13 protein-coding genes are annotated in these 21415 nt (G+C 70.3%); 1 reads left to right on the plus strand and 12 read right to left on the minus strand.

Going from position 1 to position 21415, the window contains the following annotated elements; translation table 11 throughout:
* Positions 1-8: 8 nt before the first annotated feature.
* The 10 genes from ACIQOE_RS12930 to ACIQOE_RS12975 all read right to left on the minus strand — a co-directional run bounded on the left by ACIQOE_RS12930 (position 9) and on the right by ACIQOE_RS12975 (position 11190).
* Positions 9-1154 (minus strand): agmatine/peptidylarginine deiminase, encoded by a 1146-nt coding sequence (locus ACIQOE_RS12930; protein ID WP_401411379.1) that lies wholly within the window; start codon positions 1152-1154, stop codon positions 9-11.
* A 190-nt stretch (positions 1155-1344) separates the two neighbouring features.
* Positions 1345-2145, minus strand: coding sequence for an ABC transporter ATP-binding protein (locus tag ACIQOE_RS12935; protein WP_401411380.1), 801 nt, complete (start codon positions 2143-2145; stop codon positions 1345-1347).
* Positions 2138-3142 carry an ABC transporter ATP-binding protein gene (locus tag ACIQOE_RS12940; RefSeq protein ID WP_401411382.1) on the minus strand — a complete coding sequence of 335 codons (1005 nt, stop codon included), beginning with the start codon at positions 3140-3142 and terminating at the stop codon, positions 2138-2140. Before ACIQOE_RS12940 ends, ACIQOE_RS12935 begins: the two co-directional genes overlap by 8 nt.
* Positions 3139-3993 carry an ABC transporter permease gene (locus ACIQOE_RS12945; protein WP_401411384.1) on the minus strand — a complete coding sequence of 285 codons (855 nt, stop codon included), beginning with the start codon at positions 3991-3993 and terminating at the stop codon, positions 3139-3141. The genes ACIQOE_RS12940 and ACIQOE_RS12945 overlap by 4 nt, the downstream gene beginning before the upstream one ends.
* The gene (locus tag ACIQOE_RS12950; RefSeq protein ID WP_365560300.1) at positions 3990-4949 is read right to left on the minus strand and encodes an ABC transporter permease; all 960 of its coding nucleotides are present in this window, start codon (positions 4947-4949) and stop codon (positions 3990-3992) included. The genes ACIQOE_RS12945 and ACIQOE_RS12950 overlap by 4 nt, the downstream gene beginning before the upstream one ends.
* Complete coding sequence (locus ACIQOE_RS12955; RefSeq protein WP_365560302.1) at positions 4946-6604, minus strand: ABC transporter substrate-binding protein; 1659 nt, start codon at positions 6602-6604, stop codon at positions 4946-4948. Before ACIQOE_RS12955 ends, ACIQOE_RS12950 begins: the two co-directional genes overlap by 4 nt.
* A 72-nt stretch (positions 6605-6676) precedes the next feature.
* Positions 6677-7690 carry an agmatine/peptidylarginine deiminase gene (locus ACIQOE_RS12960; RefSeq protein WP_401411386.1) on the minus strand — a complete coding sequence of 338 codons (1014 nt, stop codon included), beginning with the start codon at positions 7688-7690 and terminating at the stop codon, positions 6677-6679.
* A gap of 80 nt (positions 7691-7770) precedes the next feature.
* Complete coding sequence (locus tag ACIQOE_RS12965; RefSeq protein WP_365560306.1) at positions 7771-9522, minus strand: urease subunit alpha; 1752 nt, start codon at positions 9520-9522, stop codon at positions 7771-7773.
* Positions 9519-10223, minus strand: coding sequence for an urease subunit gamma (gene ureA / locus ACIQOE_RS12970; protein ID WP_401411388.1), 705 nt, complete (start codon positions 10221-10223; stop codon positions 9519-9521). Before ureA ends, ACIQOE_RS12965 begins: the two co-directional genes overlap by 4 nt.
* Before the next feature lie 388 nt (positions 10224-10611).
* A complete protein-coding gene (locus ACIQOE_RS12975) occupies positions 10612-11190 on the minus strand; it encodes a helix-turn-helix domain-containing protein (protein WP_365560311.1) in 579 nt (192 codons plus the stop codon).
* A gap of 206 nt (positions 11191-11396) precedes the next feature.
* Between ACIQOE_RS12975 and ACIQOE_RS12980 the strand changes: the two genes are divergently transcribed.
* On the plus strand, positions 11397-11912 hold the full coding sequence (locus tag ACIQOE_RS12980; RefSeq protein WP_401411390.1) for a TetR family transcriptional regulator C-terminal domain-containing protein: 516 nt from the start codon (positions 11397-11399) through the stop codon (positions 11910-11912).
* A 469-nt stretch (positions 11913-12381) separates the two neighbouring features.
* On the opposite strand, the gene ACIQOE_RS12985 is transcribed toward ACIQOE_RS12980, so the two are convergent.
* Together ACIQOE_RS12985 and ACIQOE_RS12990 are read right to left on the minus strand one after the other, a co-directional pair.
* Positions 12382-13095 carry a hypothetical protein gene (locus ACIQOE_RS12985; protein WP_401411392.1) on the minus strand — a complete coding sequence of 238 codons (714 nt, stop codon included), beginning with the start codon at positions 13093-13095 and terminating at the stop codon, positions 12382-12384.
* A gap of 44 nt (positions 13096-13139) precedes the next feature.
* Positions 13140-20315: an RHS repeat-associated core domain-containing protein gene (locus ACIQOE_RS12990; RefSeq protein ID WP_401411394.1), complete on the minus strand. Its 7176-nt coding sequence runs from the start codon at positions 20313-20315 to the stop codon at positions 13140-13142.
* Positions 20316-21415: the final 1100 nt, after the last annotated feature.

A 21415-nucleotide genomic window follows, 5' to 3' on the forward strand; every position in this document is an offset into this window, starting at 1 on the left:
ACCGGCGGTCAGGCGGCCGGCTGCTGCTGGGTGACGCAGTGGACTCCGCCGCCTCCGGTGCCGAGGCTGTCGATGTCGAGCTGCTCGATCGTACGGCCGGGGTAGAGGCGGGCCAGGGTCGCCTTCGCGGCCTGGTCCGCCGACGTGTCCCCGAACTGGGCGGAGACGACGGCCCCGTTGCAGACGTAGTAGTTGGCGTAGGCGGCGAGGAAGTTCCGGTCGGTGGACCGGATCCGGTCGTAGTCGGGGCCCTGGAGCTTCGTCACCGCCATCGCGGTACCGGTGGCCGACCTGGCCGTGGAGAGGATCTGGTACTGCTGGCGGGCGTCCTTCGCGAACGCGTCGGTGTCCGACGCGAGGGGCATCTGGACGAGCGCCCTGCCGGGGGCGAGGAAACGGGACGTGGCGTCGACGTGGTCGTCGGTGATGTCCTGGCCCTTGACGCCGTCGAACCAGATGACCTTCGTGGCGCCGTACGCGTCGCACATCGCGCTCTCCACCTCGCTCTGCGACATCCCGGGGTTGCGGTTGCCGTTCACGAGGCTGCTGCGGGTGGCCATCAGGGTCCCGGCACCGTCCTGCTCGACGGCGCCGCCCTCGCCGACGAGGTCGGCGTAGGTGAAGGGCACGCCCGCGTAGGCGGCGATCCGCTCGGCGACGAGGGCGTCCTTGGCGTGGGTCTGCTTGTTGCCCCAGCCGTTGAAGTTGAGGCCCACGGCGTCCAGGCCGCCGGAACCGTCGGTACGGAAGACGGGCCCCGTGTCGCGCATCCAGCAGTCGTCGACGGGAACGGAACCGATGACGGTGACCGTGGAGCCGCACATCGAGCGGGCCTTGGCGACGGCGGCCGAGTTGGCGCACATGACGACCGGTTCGTACTTCGCGATCGTGCGGGCGATCAGGGCGATGTCGGCCTGGACGCCGCTCAGGTCCCTGCCCCAGATCGCGGTGCGGTCCGGCCAGGCCATCCACGTACGGGTGTGCCGCACGTCCTCGGCGGGGGCCCGGAAGGCGCCCGCGGCCCTGGCGGACCCGGCCAGGCCCTGGGCGGTCGTGGCGACGGCGGCGCCGACGGCGGTCAGACCGGCCGCCGCGAGGAATCCGCGCCGGTTCAGGCCCGGACGTGCGTGGCGGCCGGCGGTGTGATCGTTCATGGTGAGCCTCCTGCTTCGACTGGTTCTGCTGGTCTGCTGGTCTGCTGGTCTGCTCGTTCGGCTGGTCTGCTGGTTCTTCTGGTGCGCGAGGTGCGGCTGGTGCGGCTGAGTGGTGCGGTGGCACCGGTGGGCGGGCGCGTGCGGGCAGGTGTCCGCCCACCGGAGGACATGAGGGCGCCGCCGGGGAGCGTCAGAGCGCGCGGCGGGCGGCGGCGATCGCCCGGGGGTCCCAGCCGGGGCGGGGCACCGACTCCAGCAGGAGCCGGGTGTACGGGTGCTGCGGCGCGGCGAGCACCTCGGTCGTGGGGCCCGCCTCGACGACACGGCCTCGGCGCATGACGACGACCTCGTCGGTGACGCACCGGACCACGCCGAGGTCGTGGGTGATGAACAGGTATCCGGTCCGGGTCTCCTCCCGGATGTCGGCCAGCAGGTTGAGGATCTGCGCCTGGACGGAGACGTCGAGGGCGGCGACCGCTTCGTCGAGGACGAGGACGGCCGGTTCCACGGCGAGGGCTCGGGCGATGGCGACGCGCTGGCGCTGGCCGCCGGAGAGCTGCCCCGGCCGGGCGTCGGCGGCACGGGTGCCCAGGCCGACCTGGTCGAGGAGCCCGCGGATGCGCCGGTCGTGGTCGGTGCCGGGGAAGTGCAGGCGCAGGGTCTCGCGCAGGACCTGTTCGACGCTGGTCCGGGGATCGAGGGAGAGGTAGGGGTCCTGGAAGACCATCTGGACCTCTCGGGCCCGCGCCAGGCGCTGGGCCCGGCCGCGGGGGCCGCGCGTGCCGCGGTCCCGGCCGTGGACGCGGACCTGGCCGGCGTCGGCCCGTTCCAGTCCGACGACGATGCGGGCGGTGGTGGTCTTGCCGGAACCGGATTCCCCGACGATGCCCAGGGAGCCGCCCTCGGGCAGGGTGAAGGACACGTCGTCGACGGCGCGGACGTCGGCGAAGGCGCGGTGCAGGCCGGTGACCTCGAGGACGGGTTCAGGCATCGACGGGGCTCCCTTCGAGACGGCCGGTGTGGTGGCAGGCGGCCCGGTGGTCCGGCAGACCGGGTGCCGGTACCGGCTCGGGGACCTGCCGGTCGCAGACCTCGGTGGCCAGCGGGCAGCGGGCGGCGAACGGGCAGCCGCGCAGCTCCTGGCGCAGGTCGGGAGGCCGGCCGTCGATGGCGGCGAGCCTGGCCGCGGGTGACGCCAGGCGCGGGGTGGAGGCGAGCAGCGCCGCGGTGTAGGGGTGCCGGGGGCGCGCGAACAGGGCGTGCGCGGGGCCGCTCTCGGCGATCCGTCCGGCGTACATGACGTAGACGCGGTCGCCGATGGCGGCGGCGAGGTCGAGGTCGTGGGTGACGAAGAGCAGTCCGGTGCCGAAGCGTTCGCGGAGTTCGGCCAGGAGCGCGACGACCTCGGCCTGGGTGGTGACGTCGAGGGCGGTGGTCGGTTCGTCGGCGAGCAGGAGGGCCGGGTCTCCCATCAACGCGGCCGCGATCATGACGCGTTGCAGCATGCCGCCGGAGACCTGACCGGGGTATTTGCGCAGCGCGGAGGCGTCGAGGCCGACGGCCGCGAGGAGTTCGGCGGCCCGCGCGACGGCGTCCGGCCGGCTCATGCTCCGGGTCAGGGTCACGCTTTCGACGAGGAAGTCACCGATGCGGCGCAGCGGGTTGAGAGCGGCGCGGGGGTCCTGGAAGATCATGGCCACCGTGCCGGTGCGCAGGGCGCGCAGCTGGCCGGCGTTCATGGTGAGGACGTCCCGGCCGCCCACGCGGACGGTGCCTTCGACGGTGGCGCCGGGCGGCAGCAGGTTCAGGGCGCTGCGCGAGGTGAGGGTCTTGCCGGAACCGGACTCTCCGACGAGGGCTACGGTCTCGCCCGTGCCGACGTGCAGGTCGACGCCGTCCAGGACCGGGCGGGCGGTGCCGGGCAGGCTGATCCGCAGCCCCCGGATGTCGAGTGTGTACGGGGATGCGGTCGGGTCCACCGGGTTCACGGGGTCCTCCTGGCGACGCGGTCGGCCCAGCGTTCGCCCACCACGTTGAAGGCGACGACGGTCAGCACGATGAACACGCACGGCCAGATCGCCGACAGCGGGTAGCCGTTCTGGACGGCGGTCTGGCCGTCGAAGACCATGCGGCCCCAGTCCGGGGTGAGCGCGGGGATGCCGAGGCCGAGGAAGGACAGGCCGGCGAGGTCCATGAGGGCGTATCCGAAGTTGATGGTGGACTGGGCGAGGACGACGGGGGCGATGTTGGGCAGGACGTGGCGCAGGCAGATCTGGAGCGCCGAATGGCCCTGGACCCGGTAGGCGTTGACGTAGGGGCGTTCGCGTTCGGCCAGGACGAGGGAGCGGGTGAGCCGGCTGACGTAGGGCAGGTAGGCGATGGAGAGGGCGACGACGGGGGCCGTCAGGCCTTCTCCGTAGACGGCGACTACGAGGATCGCGAGGAGCATCCCGGGGAACGCGAAGACCAGTTCGGTGGTGCGTGACAGCACCGAGTCGAGCCAGCCGCCGCGCCAGCCCGCCGCCGTACCGACCGCGACACCGGCGGCCGTGGAGAAGACCACGACCCCGAGCGGTCCCAGCAGCGAGGTGCGGGCGCCGAGAAGGAGCCGGGAGAAGGTGTCGCGCCCGGCGGCGTCGACGCCGAGCCAGTGATCCGCGGACGGAGCGGCCATCGCGTTGCCGAGGTCGACGGCGTTGGGATCGTGGGGAGCCACCCACGAGGCGAGGACCGCGGCCGTGGTGACCAGGGCGACGAAGACGAGGCAGACCAGGTACAGCGGGGATCCGGCGGCGTGGATCCTGGCGAGGCCGGGGCGGCGGGTCAGGACGGCGGTCATACCTGGGTACTCCTCGTTCCGAGGGCGATCCGCGGGTCGACCAGGGGCAGCAGCAGGTCGACGATCAGGTTCACGGCCATGAAGAGGGCGACGACGATCAGGGAGACGGCCTGGACGGTCGGGAAGTCCTTGGTCGTGGTGGACAGTTCGAGGAGCTGGCCGACGCCGCCGATGCTGAAGGCGGTCTCCACGAGGATCGTGCAGATCAGAAGGGTGGAGACGATCAGTCCGCCGGTGGTGAGGACGGTCCCGAGGGAGTTGCGGAAGACGTGGCGCCTGATGACGTCCCGTTCCGGGACGCCGCGGCTGCGGGCGACGGTGACGTGTTCGCTGTGGAGGACGTCGAGCATGGTGGAGCGCGTCACCCGGGCGAGCATGCCGATCAGGTAGAGCGCGAGGGCGACCGCGGGGAGCGTCAGGTGCCAGAGCCGGTCCGCGAAGCCGTCACCGGCGCCGCTGGTGGGGAACCATCCGAGCTTCACGGCGAACAGGCCCTGCAGCACCACGGCGGCCACGAAGGACGGCGTCCCGACCGCGAGCGTGGTGCCGACCAGGACGGCGGAGTCGATGCCGCCGCCGCGGACGGCGGCGATCCAGCCCAGCCCGAGGCCGATCACCGCGACCACGGCCAGCGCGGCCGCGACGAGCAGCAGGGTGGTGGGGAGGCGGTCGGCCAGCAGTCGTGAGACGTCGGTGCGGTAGGTGATGGACCGCCCGAAGTCGCCGCGCAGGACGTCGCCGAGCCAGTCCAGGTAGCGGACGAAGAACGGGTCGTCCAGGTGGTACTGGGCCCTGACCGCGGCGAGCGCCTGCGGTGAGGCGGAACGCCCCGAGAGCAGGAAGTCGGCGGGGTCGCCGGGCGCCAGGTACGTGGCGCCGAACACCAGGAAGGACGCGCCGAGCAGGGTGGCCGCCATCTCCGCGAGCCGGCGGACGGCGAATCTCAGGAAGCTCACTTCGCGGCCCCCACATCGGCGGCCCACGGGTAGTACATGTACGCGATGGTGGTGGGGGCTCCGGTGATCCTCTTGTTGAGGAAGACCGACGTCGGCCACTCGGCGACCGGGATCCACAGCACCTCGTCGGCGGCCTGCCGCTGCAGCTCGGCCTCGATCCGCATCCGGGGCTCCCGCGGGTAGACGGCGGTGGCCCGGTCGACGAGTCCGTCGTAGCGCCTGTCGCTGTAGCCGGCGAAGTTCAGGTAGGCGCCGGTCCGGAAGTTCGCCAGCAGGTCCAGCGGGTCGCTGATGTTGTAGTACGAGGTGTACGGGAACAGGTCGATGCCCTCGCGTGCCCCGGGGTCGGTGAACAGCGCCGTGAAGGCGTTCGGTGCGATGGTCCGCAGCCGCATGTTCAGGCCGATCCGGGTGCCGGCCGCCTGCACGGCGGTGGCGAGGAGGGAGACGTCCTGGCCGATGGGGCTGGTGGCGACGGTCAGGGTCTTGCCGGTGGCACCGGCCTGCTTGATCAGCGCCTTGGCCTTCTCGATGTCCGGCTTCGCCGACGGCAGCCCGTCGAGGGCGGCCCTGCGGGTCGGCTCCGAGGCCCCGGCCCAGACGGCCCGCGGGGTGATCGAGCCGGTGCTGGTGCCCGCGCCGCCGAGTCCTGCCCTGACGAACCCGGACCGGTCCAGGGCCAGCGACAGCGCGCGGCGGACGCGGACGTCGCCCAGCGGGCCCCGCATGTCGGTGACGTCGACGTTGACCGTGGTCAGTCCCTCGCCGAAGTACAGCGAGCCCGCGCCGCTGCCGCGCAGGCGGCCGTAGCTCTCGGTGGGGATCAGGTAGCCGCCGTCGGCCTCGCCGCTGAGCAGGGCGTTGGTGCGTGCGGACGGGTCGGTCAGGATCCGGAAGACGACCTTCCGGGACTTGGCCTTCCTGCCCCAGTAGCCGTCGAAGCGGTCGAGCTCGATGGACTGTCCCTTGCGCCAGGCGCCGAGCCGGAACGGCCCGGTGCAGTCGAGTCCGCCGGAGGTGCCGTAGTCCCGGCCGGCCGCCTCGACGCCCGCCTTGGAGGCGACGACGCCCGCGGCGGTCGCCATGTACTGCGGGAACTGGGAGTCGGGCCGCTTCAGCCTGACCGTGACCTGGAGCGGTCCGGTCTTCCGTACGGAGGCGACGTTCTGGAAGACCTGGGCCCAGGCCGCGGCGTTCCTGGGATCGCGCTGGCGGCCGAGGCTGTAGACGACGTCGTCTGCGGTCATCGTCCCGCCGTTGTGGAACCGCACTCCGGCGCGCAGGTCGTAGACCCAGGTCTCGGGGTCGGGGTTGGACGCCTTCCGGGCCAGGCCGGGCTCCATGGTGAGCCCCGGTGTCCAGCGCATCAGGCTCTCGCACACGTTGGACAGGACGGTGTTCTGCGGGTAGTCGAACGCCGCCGTGTAGTCGAGCGTGGGAGGTTCCGCGTAGACGGCCCAGGTGAACGAGTCGATGTCGCCGCGGGCCGCGGGCGTGCCGGCCAGGAGCCTGAACTCGCCGCCGGCGCCGGGGTCCCGGGGCGGGCCGGAGCAGGCCGGGAGGGCGGCCAGACAGGTCAGGGCGGCCGTCGCCATGGCCGTCCGCCGGCGTCTGCCGGGGAGACGTCTCCTGCCGCGGAGTCGGGGTGTGGTCATCGTCGCGCTCTCATTCCGGGGGCGAGGGCCGGCGGACCGCCGCAGCGGACCGCCGGGAGCAGTACGTGCGGTTCAGGAGGTGGCGGGTACGGCGGGGAACTGCTGGGTGATGCAGTGGACACCGCCGCCGCCGAAGGCGATCACGGGCGCCCGCACCCCGACGACCTTGCGCCCGGGGTACGCGTCGGCGATGACCGCCAGGGCGTCGTCGTCCTGGGGGACGCCGGCCACCGGGACGACGACACCTCCGTTCGCCACGTAGTAGTTCAGGTACGACACCTCGACGCGGCCCTCGGCCAGGTCGACGAACGCGGTCTGCGGGACGTCGACGATCTCCAGGGAGCGGCCCCGGGCGTCGGTGGTGGCCTCCAGCACGGCCCGGTTGGCCCGCATCCTGGCGTAGTCGGGATGGCCGGGGTCGTCGGGCAGGGAGACGACGACCTTGCCGGGAGCGGCGAACGCGCAGACGCCGTCCACGTGGCCGTCGGTCTCCGTGTCCAGGAGACCGCCGTAGGGAAGCCACACGACCTTCTCGACGCCGAGCCGGGACTTCAGCTCGGCCTCGATCTCGTCCCGGCCCAGCCCCGGGTTCCGGTTGGGATGCAGCAGGCACTGCTCGGTGGTGATCAGGGTGCCCTCGCCGTCGACGGTGATCGCCCCGCCTTCGAGGATCATGTCGGAGGCGATGCGTTCGACACCGAGGTGGGCGAGCAGCAGGGCGCTCACCCGGTCGTCGGAGTCGTACGGCCGGTGCTTGCGGCCCCAGGCGTTGAAGCGGAAGTCCACCCCGGCGCGGTTGCCGTCGCCGTCGAGCACGAAGAGCGGGGCGGAGTCGCGGAACCACGAGTCGTCCTGCGCCAGCTCGACCACGGCGACCTCCTCGCCGCACCTCGACCGGGCGTCCGCGCCGTGGCCGGGCGGCGCGACCATGGTCACGGGCTCGAACCCGGCGATGGCGCGGGCGACGTCCGCGTACTCCTCCTTCACGTCGTCCAGCACGCTGCCCCACAGGTCCTCACGGACGGGCCAGGCCATCAGACACGCCTCGTGCGCGGACCATTCGGCGGGCATACGGAATGCAGTCATCACGGATCTCTCTTCTCGGTCCAGACTGAAAATTCAGTCAAGACAATGGGCAGGCCTGTGCCAGGACGCCGGGAGCGGCGTCAGAGGAAGTACAGGCGGTTCAGGGAGACCTCCTGCGCCGGCCCGGAGCGGACCGGCTCGCGATCGAGGGTCACGAGACCGTCGCGCGGGTCGACGTCCACCCGCCCGAGGCGGGCGTTGCGGATCATGTCGGCCGGGCCGATTCCGCGGGTTCCCCGTACGGCCACGCGCCGGCGCCGGGTGGTCAGCGCGTCGTACGGCGAGCCGGACGACCCCGCCTCCGCGGCCGCGCGGCTGACGAAGGCGACGGACAGGTCGGCGGGAGCGGCCCCGTGGGCGCCGAACAGCGGGCCCAGGACGAGCGGTTCACAGGTGTCGGTGGCGGCGTTCGGATCGCCCGTGACCCCGTAGGCGGGGAAGCCGTTCTTGATGACCATCTGCGGCTTCGCGCCGAAGAACGGCGGACGCCAGAGCACGATGTCCGCCATCTTGCCGACCTCGATGGAGCCGACCTCGTGGGCGAGGCCGTGGGCGATGGCGGGATTGATGGTGAGCTTGGCGATGTAGCGCAGGACGCGGGCGTTGTCGTCGTCCGGGCCGTCGCCGTCGAGGGGGCCGAGTTCGGCCTTCATCTTCGCGGCCGTCGCGAAGGTGCGCCGTACGGTCTCGCCCGCCCGGCCCATGCCCTGCGCGTCGGAGGAGGTGATGCCGATCACCCCGAGGTCGTGCAGGACGTCCTCCGCGCCCATCGTCCCGGCACGGATCCGGTCACGGGCCATCGCCGCGTCGCCCGGCAGGTCCGTCTTGAGCGCGTGGACGGAGACGATCATCCCGTAGTGCTCGGCGACGGCGTCCCGGCCGAACGGCAGGGTCGGATTGGTCGAGGAGCCGATGACGTTCGCGACGCCCGCCATCTTCAGCACGTTCGGTACGTGCCCGCCGCCGCAGCCCTCGATGTGGAAGGCGTGGATCGTGCGGCCCTCCAGCACGCTCAGGGTGTCCTCCACCGACAGGCACTCGTTCAACCCGTCGCTGTGCAGGGCGACTTGCACGTCGTGGTCCTCGGCCACCCGCAACGCCGTGTCGAGCGCCCGGGTGTGCGCGCCCATGTCCTCGTGCACCTTGAAGCCGCAGGCCCCGCCCTCGGCCAGCGCCTCGACCAGGGGCGCCTCGCGGGAGGCGGATCCCCGGGCCAGGAAGCCGACGTTGACCGGCCAGGAGTCGAAGGCACCGAAGCCGAGCCCGAGCGCCCAGGGCGAGTTGACGCCGACGCCCCAGGTCGGCCCGATCTCCTGGCCGATGACCGTGGTGACGCCGGAGGCCAGTGACGCCTCCATGATCCGCGGGGAGAGCAGGTGGACGTGCGTGTCGATCGCGCCGGCGGTGGCGATCAGCCCCTCGCCGGGGATCATCGTGGTGCCGGTGCCGACCACCACGTCGACGCCGTCCAGGGTGTCGGGGTTGCCGGCCCGCCCGATCGCGTGGATCCGGCCCTCACGGATGCCGACGGACACCTTGCGGACGCCGAGCACGGCGTCGATCACCAGGACATTGGTGATGACGACATCGCAGGTGTCACGGACGGCCGCGGCCTTCAGGTGCATGCCGTCCCGGGCGGTCTTGCCGAATCCGGCCAGGAACTCGTCGCCGTACGCCTGCGCGTCCGACTCCACCCGTACGACGAGTCCCGAATCCCCCAGCCTGACCCGGTCCCCCGCACGCGGTCCGTGCACGGTGGCGTACTCGTGCGGGTCGATGTGCCGGCTGCTGCCCGGCGCGCAGTGGTCGCTGTGCCTGCCGGGCCGGCTCACCGCCCCGCTCCTTCCGGCACCACGGCGCCCAGGTAGCCGCCGGCGACGGCGCGCCGCAGGGCCTCCGCCTTCGCGCCGGGCGCGTCCAGATCCCCGTCGACCAGGCCCGCGAACCCGATCGCGATCCGGCTCCCGCCCATCGGCACGAGACCGACCTCGACGACGGCGCCGGGGTCGAAGCGGGTGGACGACCCGGCCGGGGCGGCCAGCCGCATGCCGTACGCGGCCGCGCGGTCGAAGTCCAGGCGGGGATTCGCCTCGAAGAAGTGGAAGTGGGAGGTCACGCTCACCGGGACCGCGGCCGTGTTGCGGACCGCCAGGACGACGCCCGGCTCCGGCCGGGAAAGGACGTCCGTGTGGGGCAGGACGGCGCCGGGTGCACCGTCTTGGTGCTCCACGTCGCCGAACGGAGCGCTGATCACGGCTAGGCGGGTACCGTCCTCGAACACCGCCTCGACCTGGATCTCCGTCACGACGTCGGTGACGCCGGGGAGCACGTCGTCCGGGCGGAGCACACCGCGGCCGCGCGCGACGGCCTCCGCCAGCCGCACGCCGTCGCGGGCGGCCTCGCACACCGTGTCGGCGATCAGCGCGGTCGCCTCCGGCACGTTGAGGCGCAGCCCGCGCGCCAGACGCGTCCGCGCGAGTTCGGCGGCCGTGAAGAGCAGCAGCCGGTCCCGCTCGGTGGGAGTCAGAGGCATGCCGTCCCCCGGCTCTCGGACCTGGTCACACGCATGAGGTCCCGTCCCTTCTCAGGAGTGTCGGACGTGGGGTACGCCGCCCACAGTGACACTGACTGAAATTCCAGTCAAGATTCCGGTCACGGGGATGTGTTTTTCTCCGGGAACCTCGCGCCGGGTCTCCCCCACCCTTGGACGGGAGGCCGCGCCACGGCCGAACGGGCACGCACAGATCCCCCCTCGGGGGTTGGCATCTCCTCGCCCTCGCCCTCGCCTCAGCGGAAAGCCGGGAGGGCGGCGGACGACCGACGGCGGCCGGATCACCCCGGCCGGCCCCGACAGCACAGCGCGGGTACCGGCACGGGACCGGTGCCGGTGCGGGTGCGGGTGCGGGTGCCGATACGGGCGGTCAGCGGCCCAGTCGGTCGACCTCGGCTTCGACGGCCTCGCTCATCAGGGTCCGCGCGTGGGCGATCGGGAGCATGCCGCTGAGCCAGCGCATGCTCAGCCCTTCCATCAAGGCGGTGAGCCGCTCGGCGGCGGCCGCGAGGGCGGCCGCCGAGGCCATGGGCCGCACCTGGCCGAGCAGGGCCGCCACGTCCTGGACCCACACCAGGGTGGCCCGCGCCAGGTCCTCGCGCAGGACCTCGTCGAAGACGGCGCTCGCCCGCAACTCGCCCCAGGCGCTGCTGTTCTCGCGGACCTCGGTCGTGTCCTGGAGCTCCAGCAGGAGCGTCTGCTCCAGCTCCTCCCGCGGGCTGAGCGGCTTCCCGTCCGGATCGACGTGGGTCGTGTAGCGCTCCGCCCGGTCGCTGATGAACTCGAGCGTGCGGCGCAGCACTCCGGTGCGGTCCTTGAAGTGGTAGTAGATCAGCGCGGTGGAGACGCCCGCCTCTTCGGCCAGTTCCTCCACGCGCAGTCCACGGACCCCGCGCCGGGCGATCACCCGGGCCGCGGCTTCCAGGATCTGAGTGCTGCGAGATGCCATGGCCTGAACCTTATCCGGCGCCTTTCCCCGCACGGAATCACGCCCGGCGGCGCATGCAGCGATCTCTAACTAAGAATTCAGTCAGTATGCGACACTGGCATGGTTCAGACCACTCTGGAGAGGATCACGTGGCGACGGACCGCCGTAAGGCCATCTTGGAAGGCGCGGCCCGCCTCATAGCCAGGCGAGGGGTCCGCGGGCTGCGCATGGAGGAACTGGCAGCCGAGGCCGGGGTCTCCACCGCGCTGATCTACTACTACTTCAAGGACCGGGCCGGCACCCTGCGTCACACGCTGGAGTTCATCAGCGACCGCGCCGAACGCTACACGTCCGACGAGGACTTCACCGCCGATCCGCACGACGCCCGCCACGAACTCGAACAGTCGCTGCTGCTGGAGTTCCAGGACACTCCCGAGGTCCGCGAGAACAGCACCGCGTGGGGCGAGCTGCGCGCCAGCGCGATCTTCGAGCCGGACCTGCGCGGCGATCTGGCCGGGGCCACGCTGACCTGGATCCACGAGGTCGCGGCGCTCCTGGGCCGCATCAGCCCGACGGCCGCCGCACCGACCCTCACGGCGTCCGCGGAACGACTCACCGGACTCCTGGAGGGACTCAGCACCCGCTGGCTGAGCGGCGCCCTCCCCCTGCCGCACGCCCACCGCCTGGTACGAGAGGCGGTGTCCGTCGAGATCCGGCACCTGAACCGGCAGGAGGACGCCTGAGCAGGGCCTCAGACGCCCTTCGCCACCGGCTCCAGAATCGCCACGCACTCCACATGATGCGTCGTCGGAAAGGTGTCGGCCTGAGCGAGTCACGGGAAAGACCAGGTCAGAGCAGCTTTCTCGGCTCGCCGCGCAGGGTGAGTGCGCCCGGAGCGTCAAACGAGCGTCACGGTCGACAGCCCATCCCGCCCACACTCCAGACCAACTGGCTCGCAAGGAATCTGCCTCATGTACTGATCTACGAGTACTGCGGTTCAGCTCAGTGGCTCGAAGAACGGGCGACCTGGCGCGAAGTTGCGAGAACACACCGTCACGTCCTCGCGCCTGAAGTAGGCCAGCAGCCATTCGCCGAACGTCATCTCGTGCAGTGTCCATGCCGGACTGTCAAGTTCCGCCACCACGGGCATCAACTCACCCCGGAAAGAGCCGAATTGCCTGACCGTCACCCTGCCTGACCGTCCGGATTTCCTCACACCTCAGCGGGCCACACCGTCTCCATCGCGCCGCAGTCGGCGTCGTACACCCCATCCGCCAGAACGGCGAGTTGCGCGTCTTCAGCCGCCGGTGCCGTCCTGGCGATGCGAGCAACCCTGAAGCGCATGACGGCTTCGGGGTCGCGCAACCACTGCTTCACCCGGCCGGGGAGCCTGGCAGCAGGGGCACGAAGGGCGAGGGTCACCGCCGCCTCGACCAGGCAGGCACGTGCGAGTGCGTGTGGCTCAGCTGCTTCGGCTGCGAGTAGCAGGTCCACGTCGGCCGTCCACTCGACGGACGCGTCGCCCATCAGGGCCGCGGCCATGGACCGCACCTCCGGGTCACCGTCCGTCAGCGAGGGGCGGACAGCGCTGAGGCCCTGGGCCAGGAGTTCCGCCACGGCGGTCTCCCAACCGACCTCGGCGTCGTACAGCCAGGGCTTGGAACTCCATTGTTGTTGCGCTTCCCACTCGCCCAGAGCACAAGCGGTCGCATCGAGAACGCCCAACACATCGGCCACCCATTCGGTACCGCTCTGTCCCAGCAATCGCAGAAGTCCCTGCACCGCTTCCGCTGCCGTGGCCTCGATCGACGTTCCGCCGGCCACGCAGGCCTCTTGCAGTACGCTCCAGGCCGCACGCCTGGCCGCGGCCCGATCGTCCGCCTCGGCCAAGGTGCGCAGGAGGCTCGGGACGTCTGTTGGCGTCACACTCTCTCCGTCTCTCCGTCCGAGGTGCTGTCGGCACAGCCGCTTTAGAAGCTGATACCGAAGTGATTCAGAACGTCTTGACACATGGCACATGGACTGGCCGCAGTCGCATGCAGATCGGCGGTCTCGGACACCACAGATTTCACGAACTGAGTCCTCATCGAGCCACCGCGGATTCCTGCTTCGCCCTCGTTGTTGAACGCATCGATCAGACAGCCGATCTCAGCGCAGCCGCGAGTTTTGAGGCCAGCATCGTCAAGGAGTTTCTGAAACTCCGCCGAAGACAGTCCGTGCTGGTTCGTGCAGTAGTACACCTCTCCGGAGGGAGAGGTGTACTCCGAAGCGTATTGCACGCTCTTCTGGCCCGCCCGGCCCCGCATGGAGTCGGAGAAATTCGTCAGCGGATCGACGTCAGGGCCCGCCGGTGCGCGGTCGCAGCCGCCGTTCGCGCCCTTCGGCTTACGCCCCTTGCCGCTGCCGCCGCCGTTCCCGGCGATCGCGGTCTGCGGCGTGTTCGTGGTCCCTTGGGGCAGGGCGCCGCCCCTTGGCAGGCAGCTGCCCGGGGTGCCGCCGCTGCCGCACCGGCCACCTTCCGGTGCGCTGCCGTTGATCTGCGGAGCCGTCGGCTTGGCCGCCGCGTCCGTGTACACCTTGACCGTGCGGCCGAGGTCGATCAGCGGCTGGGCGTCGATCTTCCAGGTGTGCTTGGTGGGACTGTTCCACCACCTGTAGGCGGTGGTGCCGTTGTCGTAGTAGGTCCACTGGCGGGTGGTGGTGTAGCTGTAGGAGTCGGTGCGGGTGTACAGATAGGTGTCGTCGAACCACTTGGTTGTGGTCTGCCAGGCGGTGGTGGACTGCGTCGTCTTGGTGCCGGTGACAATCGGCTTGGTGGGATGAGGCGGCTGCTCGGTCGGGGTTTTGTCGGGCTTGGTGCCGTCGGCAGGCGGGACGACGTACGGATCGTCTGAGTAGTCGCCGAGTGACGTGCCCGACGCGGCGGCCTGTCCGAGCAGGTACGTCCCCCCGACCACGACGGCCACCCCGGCGATGAACACGACCTCTTCGGGGATGCCGGCCACCACGACGACGCCCTCGACGACCTCCGGCGCCACATCGGCGACGGCCCCCGCCGCCGCTCGGGTGAGGGCTTCGGCGGCTTCGACGACGTCACTGCCGGTCACCGCTTTCAGCGGATTCAACAGGGTGCCCAGGCTGAAGCGTCCGGTGGGGTCGGAGAGGCTGGTCGGGTTGGCGTTGCCGTAGAGATACGCATTGGTCGACGTGGCGGAGGTGAGGTGGGTCGTCTCCGGATCGTGGGAGGCGAACGTGCCGGTGGTGGGGTCGTACCAACGGGCCTCGGCAGCGACTCTGCCCGTGGTGTCCGTCCAGCTGCCCTGGTAGCCGACGCTCGGCTGGGACCCGGACGTCTGGGCGGTCACGTTGCCGAAGGCGTCGTAGGCTCGCGAGGAGGAGACGTCGCCGAAGTCCAGGCCCAGTTCGGCCACCACGTCGCCGTGGCTGTCCTGCATCAGACGCTGGGCGGAGTCGGTGCCCTTCTTCGCGGACAGCAGCGAGCCGTCCTGGGACCGGGCGTAGCTCCAGGTGCCGTCGCTGCTCGGTTCCGCGTCGGTGCCGCCGTAGGTCAGGTGCTGGGTGCTGGTTCCGGTCGCGGCGGTCAGCAGCCGGTCGAGGCTGTCGTAGGAGTAGGTGTGCTGCCCGTCGCCGACCAGCCGGTCGAAGGAGTCGAAGAGCGACGCCGTGTCGGTGGTGGTGCCGTCGCTGGTGGTGCTGGTACGGGAGAGGGTGTCGCGCGCGGTCCAGGTGTAGTGGGTGCTGGTGTCGCCGGGTCCGGCGGCGGAGGTGACACGGTTGCGTTCGTCGTAACTCGCGGTGGCCTTGCCGGTTGTGGTGTCGGCGGTGCCGGTCCAAGAGGTACTGGCCGTGCGGTTGCCGACCGCGTCCCAGGTGTAGTCGGTGCCGGTCGGGGTGGATCCGGCGGCCGAGGCGAGGGTGGCGGAGCGGGTGAGCCGGTTGTCCTCGTCGTAGGTGTTGGTGGTGGTGCCGGTGGCGGTCAGATGACCCGAGCGTGTGGTGGTGAGCAGGTTGCCGTTCTTGTCCCAGGTGTAGGCGATGGAGCTCTGCTGGTCCTGGAAGGGCGCAGCGGGGACCACGGTCTCGGACTTGAGCCGGCCGAGCCCGTCGTAGGCGAGGTTCCGTGTCGGGTAGGAGCCCTCGCCCGCGGCGGTGCCCGTGATCTGCCTCACCTGGCCGGCGGCGTCCCGGTCGTAGGAGACAGTGTCGCCGGTGACGCTGTCGGTGAGGCTGCCAACGTCCTCCAGGCCGTTGTAGCCGTAGGTGACGGTGGAACCGGGGTCCTGCTGCACGCTGAGCCGGCCGAGCGAGTCGTAGCGGTAGCTGGAGCTGCCCTGCGGTCCGTTCGCGCTGAGCAGCAGGTTCCGATCGTCGTAGGAGTAGGTCTCGTTGCCACCGGACGTGCCGGCTGTGATCGTGCGCCCGTCGGCGTCGTAGGCGAAGGTGCGGCTCGCGTCCCCGCCCTCGGCGCCGGTGGCGGTCTCACCGGTGATCCGGCTGAAGCCGTCGTAGGTGTAGGTGGTGGTGACGCCGCCCGGCTCGGTGACGGTTTCCGGGCGCTTGAAGTCGTCGTAGGTGTAGCTCGTGGTGCGGTCGGCCGTGGTGGTCTGACCGGTGGTGGCGGGCTCGACCCTGGTCAGCGGCAGTCCGTTGGTGCCGTAGGTCTCATAGGTCGTGTGGGTGTCGGCGTCGGTGACCCGGGTGGCGTCGCCGAGGACGTCGTAGCCTACGGCGGTGACCGGCGCCGCGGCCTTGGTCCCGTCGGCTGCGGTCGGCGCCGGGTCGGTCAGGGACGTCAGCCGGTTCTCGGCGTCGTAGGCGGCCTGCCAGACGTTGCGGTTGGGATCGACGACTGCGGTGGCGTTGCCGGCGGCGTCCATCGTGTAGTCGGTACGGGCGAGTTCGGTGCCGTCCTGGTCGTAGTTGACGACGGCGCTCGGGCGGCCGGCCAGGTCGTACTCGTTCTCCGTGTACCGGCCCAGCGGGTCCGTGGTCCGGATCAGCCGGCCAGCCAGGTCGTACCTGTAGTTGGTGCTGTCCCGGCCCGTCTCGGACTGCGAGGACAGTTCACCGGCCGCGTCGTAACCGTACTTGGCCTCGAAAGTGGTCCCGGAGATCGTCTGCCAGCTGCGCAGCAGCTCACCGAAGTCGTCGTAGCTGTACTGCGTGATGTCCTGGTCGGGCGTGGCGGTCCCGTTGCGGACGACCTCGTCCAGGGTTTGCGCCCGGTCCATGTCGTCGTAGGTGTGAAGGGTCTGCGCGCCGGTGGGGGTGATGCTGGACAGCAGGTTGGAGTCGTCGTCCCAGGCATAGGTGTAGCCGCCGTAGGACAGGTTGGTGTTCTTGTCGTACGGGGTAGCGGTGTGGACGCGGTTACGGGAGTCGTACGTGTACACCGTCCTGCCGGACCGTACGTTGTCGGTGAGCACGTTGCCCGCCCAGTCGTACGACCAGTTGCCGCTGTTGCCGTCCGGACTGCTGCGCGATGTCAGGTCGCCCCGGGTGTCGTAGTACATCGTGGTGGTGGCGCCCGCGGGATTGCGTATGCCGGTGGTCTCGCTGAAGGCGTTGTAGGCGTAGGTGGTGACCGGGGAGGTCCGGACGGCCGCCGCGCCGGTGCCGCTCTCGGTCATCACCGGCGGGTCCGTCTTGGTGGCCAGCCGGCCCATGGCGTCATAGGTGAAGACCGTGGTGTACGCCGGGTTCGGTGCGGCGGTGGAGGTAAGGGACGCCACCCCGCGCGGGTCGGTGACGGTCAGCACCCGGCCGAAGGCGTCCCGGGTGTACTGGGTGACCAGGTCCTTGCCGGCGGCCAGGTGCACGCCCGACTTCAGCAGCGCCCCGGTGCTGGTGTCGTAGACGTTGGTGGCCGACTCGGTGCGGGTACCGTTGGTGACGGAGGTGCCGGTGAGCAGCCCGGCGGGGTCGTAGCTGTAGGTGGTGGCCCGCTTCAGACCGGCCGGATCGACGGTGGTCTTGGTGTTCTCGTTGGCCGCGTCGTACCCGTAGGTGGTGGTGCGGGCGGCGCTTCCGCCGCCCTCTGTGTCACTGGTGAGGTTGCCGGCAAGGTCGTAGTCGTAGCTGTGGAGCAGGACGTCGCGGCTGGACGTCGGGGTGTCCGGGTCGACGTGGGCGATGTAGGTCTGGGTGAGCGGCAGGTCGTCGTGGGTGTAGGTGTACGAGACGACGTGGCCCTTGGCATCCCAGTAGTCCGACAGGCGGCCGGCGTTGTCGTAGTCGTACGCACTCAGCCGCACGTTGCGGGTGGCCGCGCCGGAGACGCCGGGGGTGTCGGAGTACGCGGGCATGTTGACCGCGGAAAGCTGACCGTGCGAGTCGTACGTGTAGTGGGTCTGCACACCATTGCCGTCCCAGGCGTCCGCAACATGGCCCACGCCGTCGTAGAGCCGCCGGGAGAGTACGTGGCCCTCCTGGACGATGCTGGTCAGGCGGTCCTGGGCGTCGTAGGTGTAGGTCTGGGCCCGGGCGTCGTCAGGATCACCCTCCGCTACCAGGATGTCGTCGGACTTGAGGGAGGCGAGGTTGCCGTCCTCGTCGTAGGTCCGGGTCACGTCGGACTGGTCAAACAGCCCGAGGATCGGGTTGTAGACGTAGGCGCCGACTTCCGCGGTCACGCGGCTGTGCGTGTCGTACGCGTAGGACGTTGAGTATCCCGTACCGCCCACGGTGGTGGACACCGTCTGGTGGTTGACCGTCCCGAGCGGGTTGTAATAGCTGTTCACGACGCCACCACCCGGCGTCTGCTCCATGGTGCGGTCGCCGTAGCGGTCATAGCCGTAGCGGGTGACATGCCCGTCCGGGTCGGTCACGGTGGCGAGCAGGTCGCACGGCTGGGTGCTGCCCGCCGGCGCGGAGGGGTCGTTGACGACCGCGGGTGCCGTGCCACCGTCGCAGGTGTACGCGTATGTCGTCTTCGCGCCGTTCGGGGCAGAGGCGGTGGGCGGCGTGGTGCGGCTGCGCAGCAGCTCACCGTCGTACGTCATCGTCGTGGCATGGTGGTTTCCGTCCGCGACGGACAGCGGGTTGTGGTACGCCGTCGAGTCGTACTCGTAGTGGGTGTTGACGATCGTCCCGCCGGTGTCGCGGTAGCGGTTCTCGTCCTGGAGGCGGCCGCTGATCGAGTCCCACAGGTACTCGGTGATGTTGTCGTTCTCGTCCATCAGTGAGGTGACTCGACCGAGAATGTCGTACTGCCAGCTTCTGGTGTTCCCGTGCGTCGGGGTCGTGCCGCCCCTCCAGCGCGACCACAGCCGACCCAGGTCGTCGAACTCGTACCAGAGGTTGACGCCCGTCGGGTCTGAAGTCTCCACCACCGCAGTGGCGTTGGTGTCGCCGGCCGGCGGGTCCATGCGATGGTAGAACCAGGTGTCCCAGCCACCGCTGACCAGGTCGGAAGGGGTGCTGAGGGTGTAGAGGTAGTCACCCTGGTAGGTGAGCTTGGTGGTGTTGCCGGCCTTGGGGCGGTCGACCTGGGTCAGCCGGGGGACGATGTGGGTGGAGTCAGTGGCACCGTAGGTGTAGGAGGTGCAGCGCGGGGTGGGCTCCGCGTCGCAGACCGTCTTGAGCTGGTTGCCGCTGTAGGTGTAGTTCCAGGTGTTGTAGCGGTCCGTTCCCGTGAGGGAAGTGCCCGCCGACACAGCGGTGATGTGGCTGCCGGTCCAGGTCAGGTAGATCGACCGCTGCGAGGGCGTCTGGTGGATCTCGGTGATGTGGCCGCCGCTGGAGGTGAACTGGAGCTTGCTCCCGTCCGCTGAGAAGAAGGCGGCGATGGGCGACTTGCCGGTGCTGCCGGCGAACTCCGCGGAACTTCCGTCGGAGAAACGCAGCCACGTGACGGTGGTGCCGAGCGTCCCCTCGAACTTCACCGAATCGCCCTCACCGTACGAGGGGGCCCACGTGCCGTCAGGGTCCTTGCCGAACTGGATCTGCTTGCCGTCCTTGAACGTCGCCTTGGCCCACCCCTCCGCGGCGGGCTGGACCGCCATGTCCAGGAGCGACGACCACCCGGTACCGAAGGCGCCCGAGGCGGTTGCGGCGCTGTTGTACACCCGTCTGACGGCCAGCGGTTGTTCGCCGCCGGGGACGGGCACGCTGAGATCGGTTTCGTCTCTGGTGTAGTTGCCGGCGAAGAGCCTGACGCCGGCCGGATCCAGGCTCGCAGAGTCGACGCCGTACTGTGCGCCGCCCGTGGCCGGAGGGACGACCGGGGTGAACGGGCTGGCAGCGGACCAGGGGGCGGTCACCGAGTCCTTGAACCTGGCCCGCCAGTAATAGGTGGTGTTCCACTTCAGGTAACCGGCGGGAACCGGCCAGTAGGAGGCGGCGTCGAAGCTGTCTCCCATGGCGACGGCCTGCCAGCCGGAGTCATGGCAGCCGGTGGTGGCCGCGGCGTTCGCGCACACCTGGAACTGGGAGTAGACGGTCGCGGTCTTGTCCGCAGAGAGATTGGCGTCCAGTTCGGGGGTGAGCGTGGCGACGGTCGCGTCCCACTGCGGGTAGGCGAGTTTGCCGCTGGGTGCGCTGTGCGGGATGGTGAACGACAGGGCCGCGGAGGCCGGAACGCCGTGCGCGGTGAACCACTTGGAGTCGTCGTACACCGTACTGACCGCGAGGTCCCACGCCAGTTTGAAGGCGCCAGCCGGAAGTGGCTCGACATAGGCGAGGACGCGTACGGAGGCACCGACCTTCACGGTGGTGGTGATGTCCGCGCCGTAACCGTTGAAGCTGTAGACGGAGTTGTCTGACCTATACAGGTGATAGCCCAGGTAGACGCTGTTCGCGGCCCAGTTCGTGGTCGAGGTGTTCTTGACCGTCACCCACATGTACCCGTCGACATCGTGCGCGGGCTGCACGGCGAACGGTGCCTCCGGCACGTAGGTGGCGCCGTAGATCGTGGTCGCGGCGGCGACCGCCCGACCGGACGCGGGGTCGGCGGCCACGGCCGCGACGGCTCCGGTCACCGCCGTGGCGTCGGCCCCCTTGGCGGTCGACGTCCCTGTGGTCGCCGTGCCGGAAGCCGACGCCGCGGGCTCCGGAGCATCAGCCTTGGAATCCCCGGCCGGTGCGGAGGCATGGGGCAGCCGGTCCAGCGTCGGCCCCGTCGTCATCCGCTTCAGACCGGAAGGGTGTTTCGGCAGCAGATGCGCCGTGCGCAGCTCGGCGGTTTTCGACGCGGCCCTGCGCCCGGCGGCGGATGCGGGCGTCCGGCTTGGCGCGTGCGCGGTGTTACGTTCCTTCAGCCCGTCTTCGAACGACGAAACCGCCTTGTGCCAGGCATCGTCCGCCTTTCCCTGACTCTGCGTCGGGCGGTCGGGGTCAGGACGCGGGGTCGCCGACACCTGACCCGGCGGCAGCGGATCGGAGACCGTGGGAACCGCCGACGCGGTACCCGGATACAACCCCAGCAGGCCGCCCACCAGGGCGAACACCACTGCGAAAACAAGACGTGCACGGCCGACCGTCCGACGCACGGGTAGCCCCCCCCAGAACACAGTGATCCCGAACGCGGGGAGCCAATCACCGCATGTACATGTGCAGAGAGGTATTGATCGCCCACCAAGTGAACAGACTTCGAACAACCGTTGGGGATCCTGAGGACGGCCGGCCCCGAGCGACGTCAGGCCAATGAAGGGGCACCTCATCGGGACGAGCGTCAGGAAATCGCCCGTAGTGCGCACACGCAAAACGGCAGGTCAGCGGCCCTTTTCGGCAGGCTCCAGAATCGCCACGCACTCCACATGATGCGTCATCGGGAAGATGCACAAATTGGGCCAGCCCGGAGAACATACATACGTGCGTCACCGCCGCAGACGTGCGCCAGGGACACCAGGACCACCACCACATCCCTGGCCGCAGCGTACTCGGCGGCAACCCGAGCAGCCCACGGCGGCGCGAAACGCTCGCAATGCGGTCGCAGCGCTGCGGCGCCTCGACGAACGGCGCTCCCGCTGCCCGCCTCACGCCCGCTGCGCTCCTGCCGCCAGCACCCGCCGATTCCCGATAACGGCGCCGGTGACGGCGTTGATTCGCTCACGCGCGTCGTGCGTCCGCCTGCGTCAGGGAGTAGCGCACCGTGTGCGAGTCGAACACCCGCCGCGAGCCACCGTTGCGTGCTGGGGCATCGTGGGTTCGAGGGCACCTTTGGGGCTCCTGTTTTCAGTCATCCTATTGAGGTGTGGTCCGTGTCGCACCACTGGATGAAGGCCGT

Source organism: Streptomyces sp. NPDC091282 (genome assembly GCF_044757385.1).
GTDB classification, from domain to species: Bacteria; Actinomycetota; Actinomycetes; order Streptomycetales; family Streptomycetaceae; genus Streptomyces; species Streptomyces gramineus.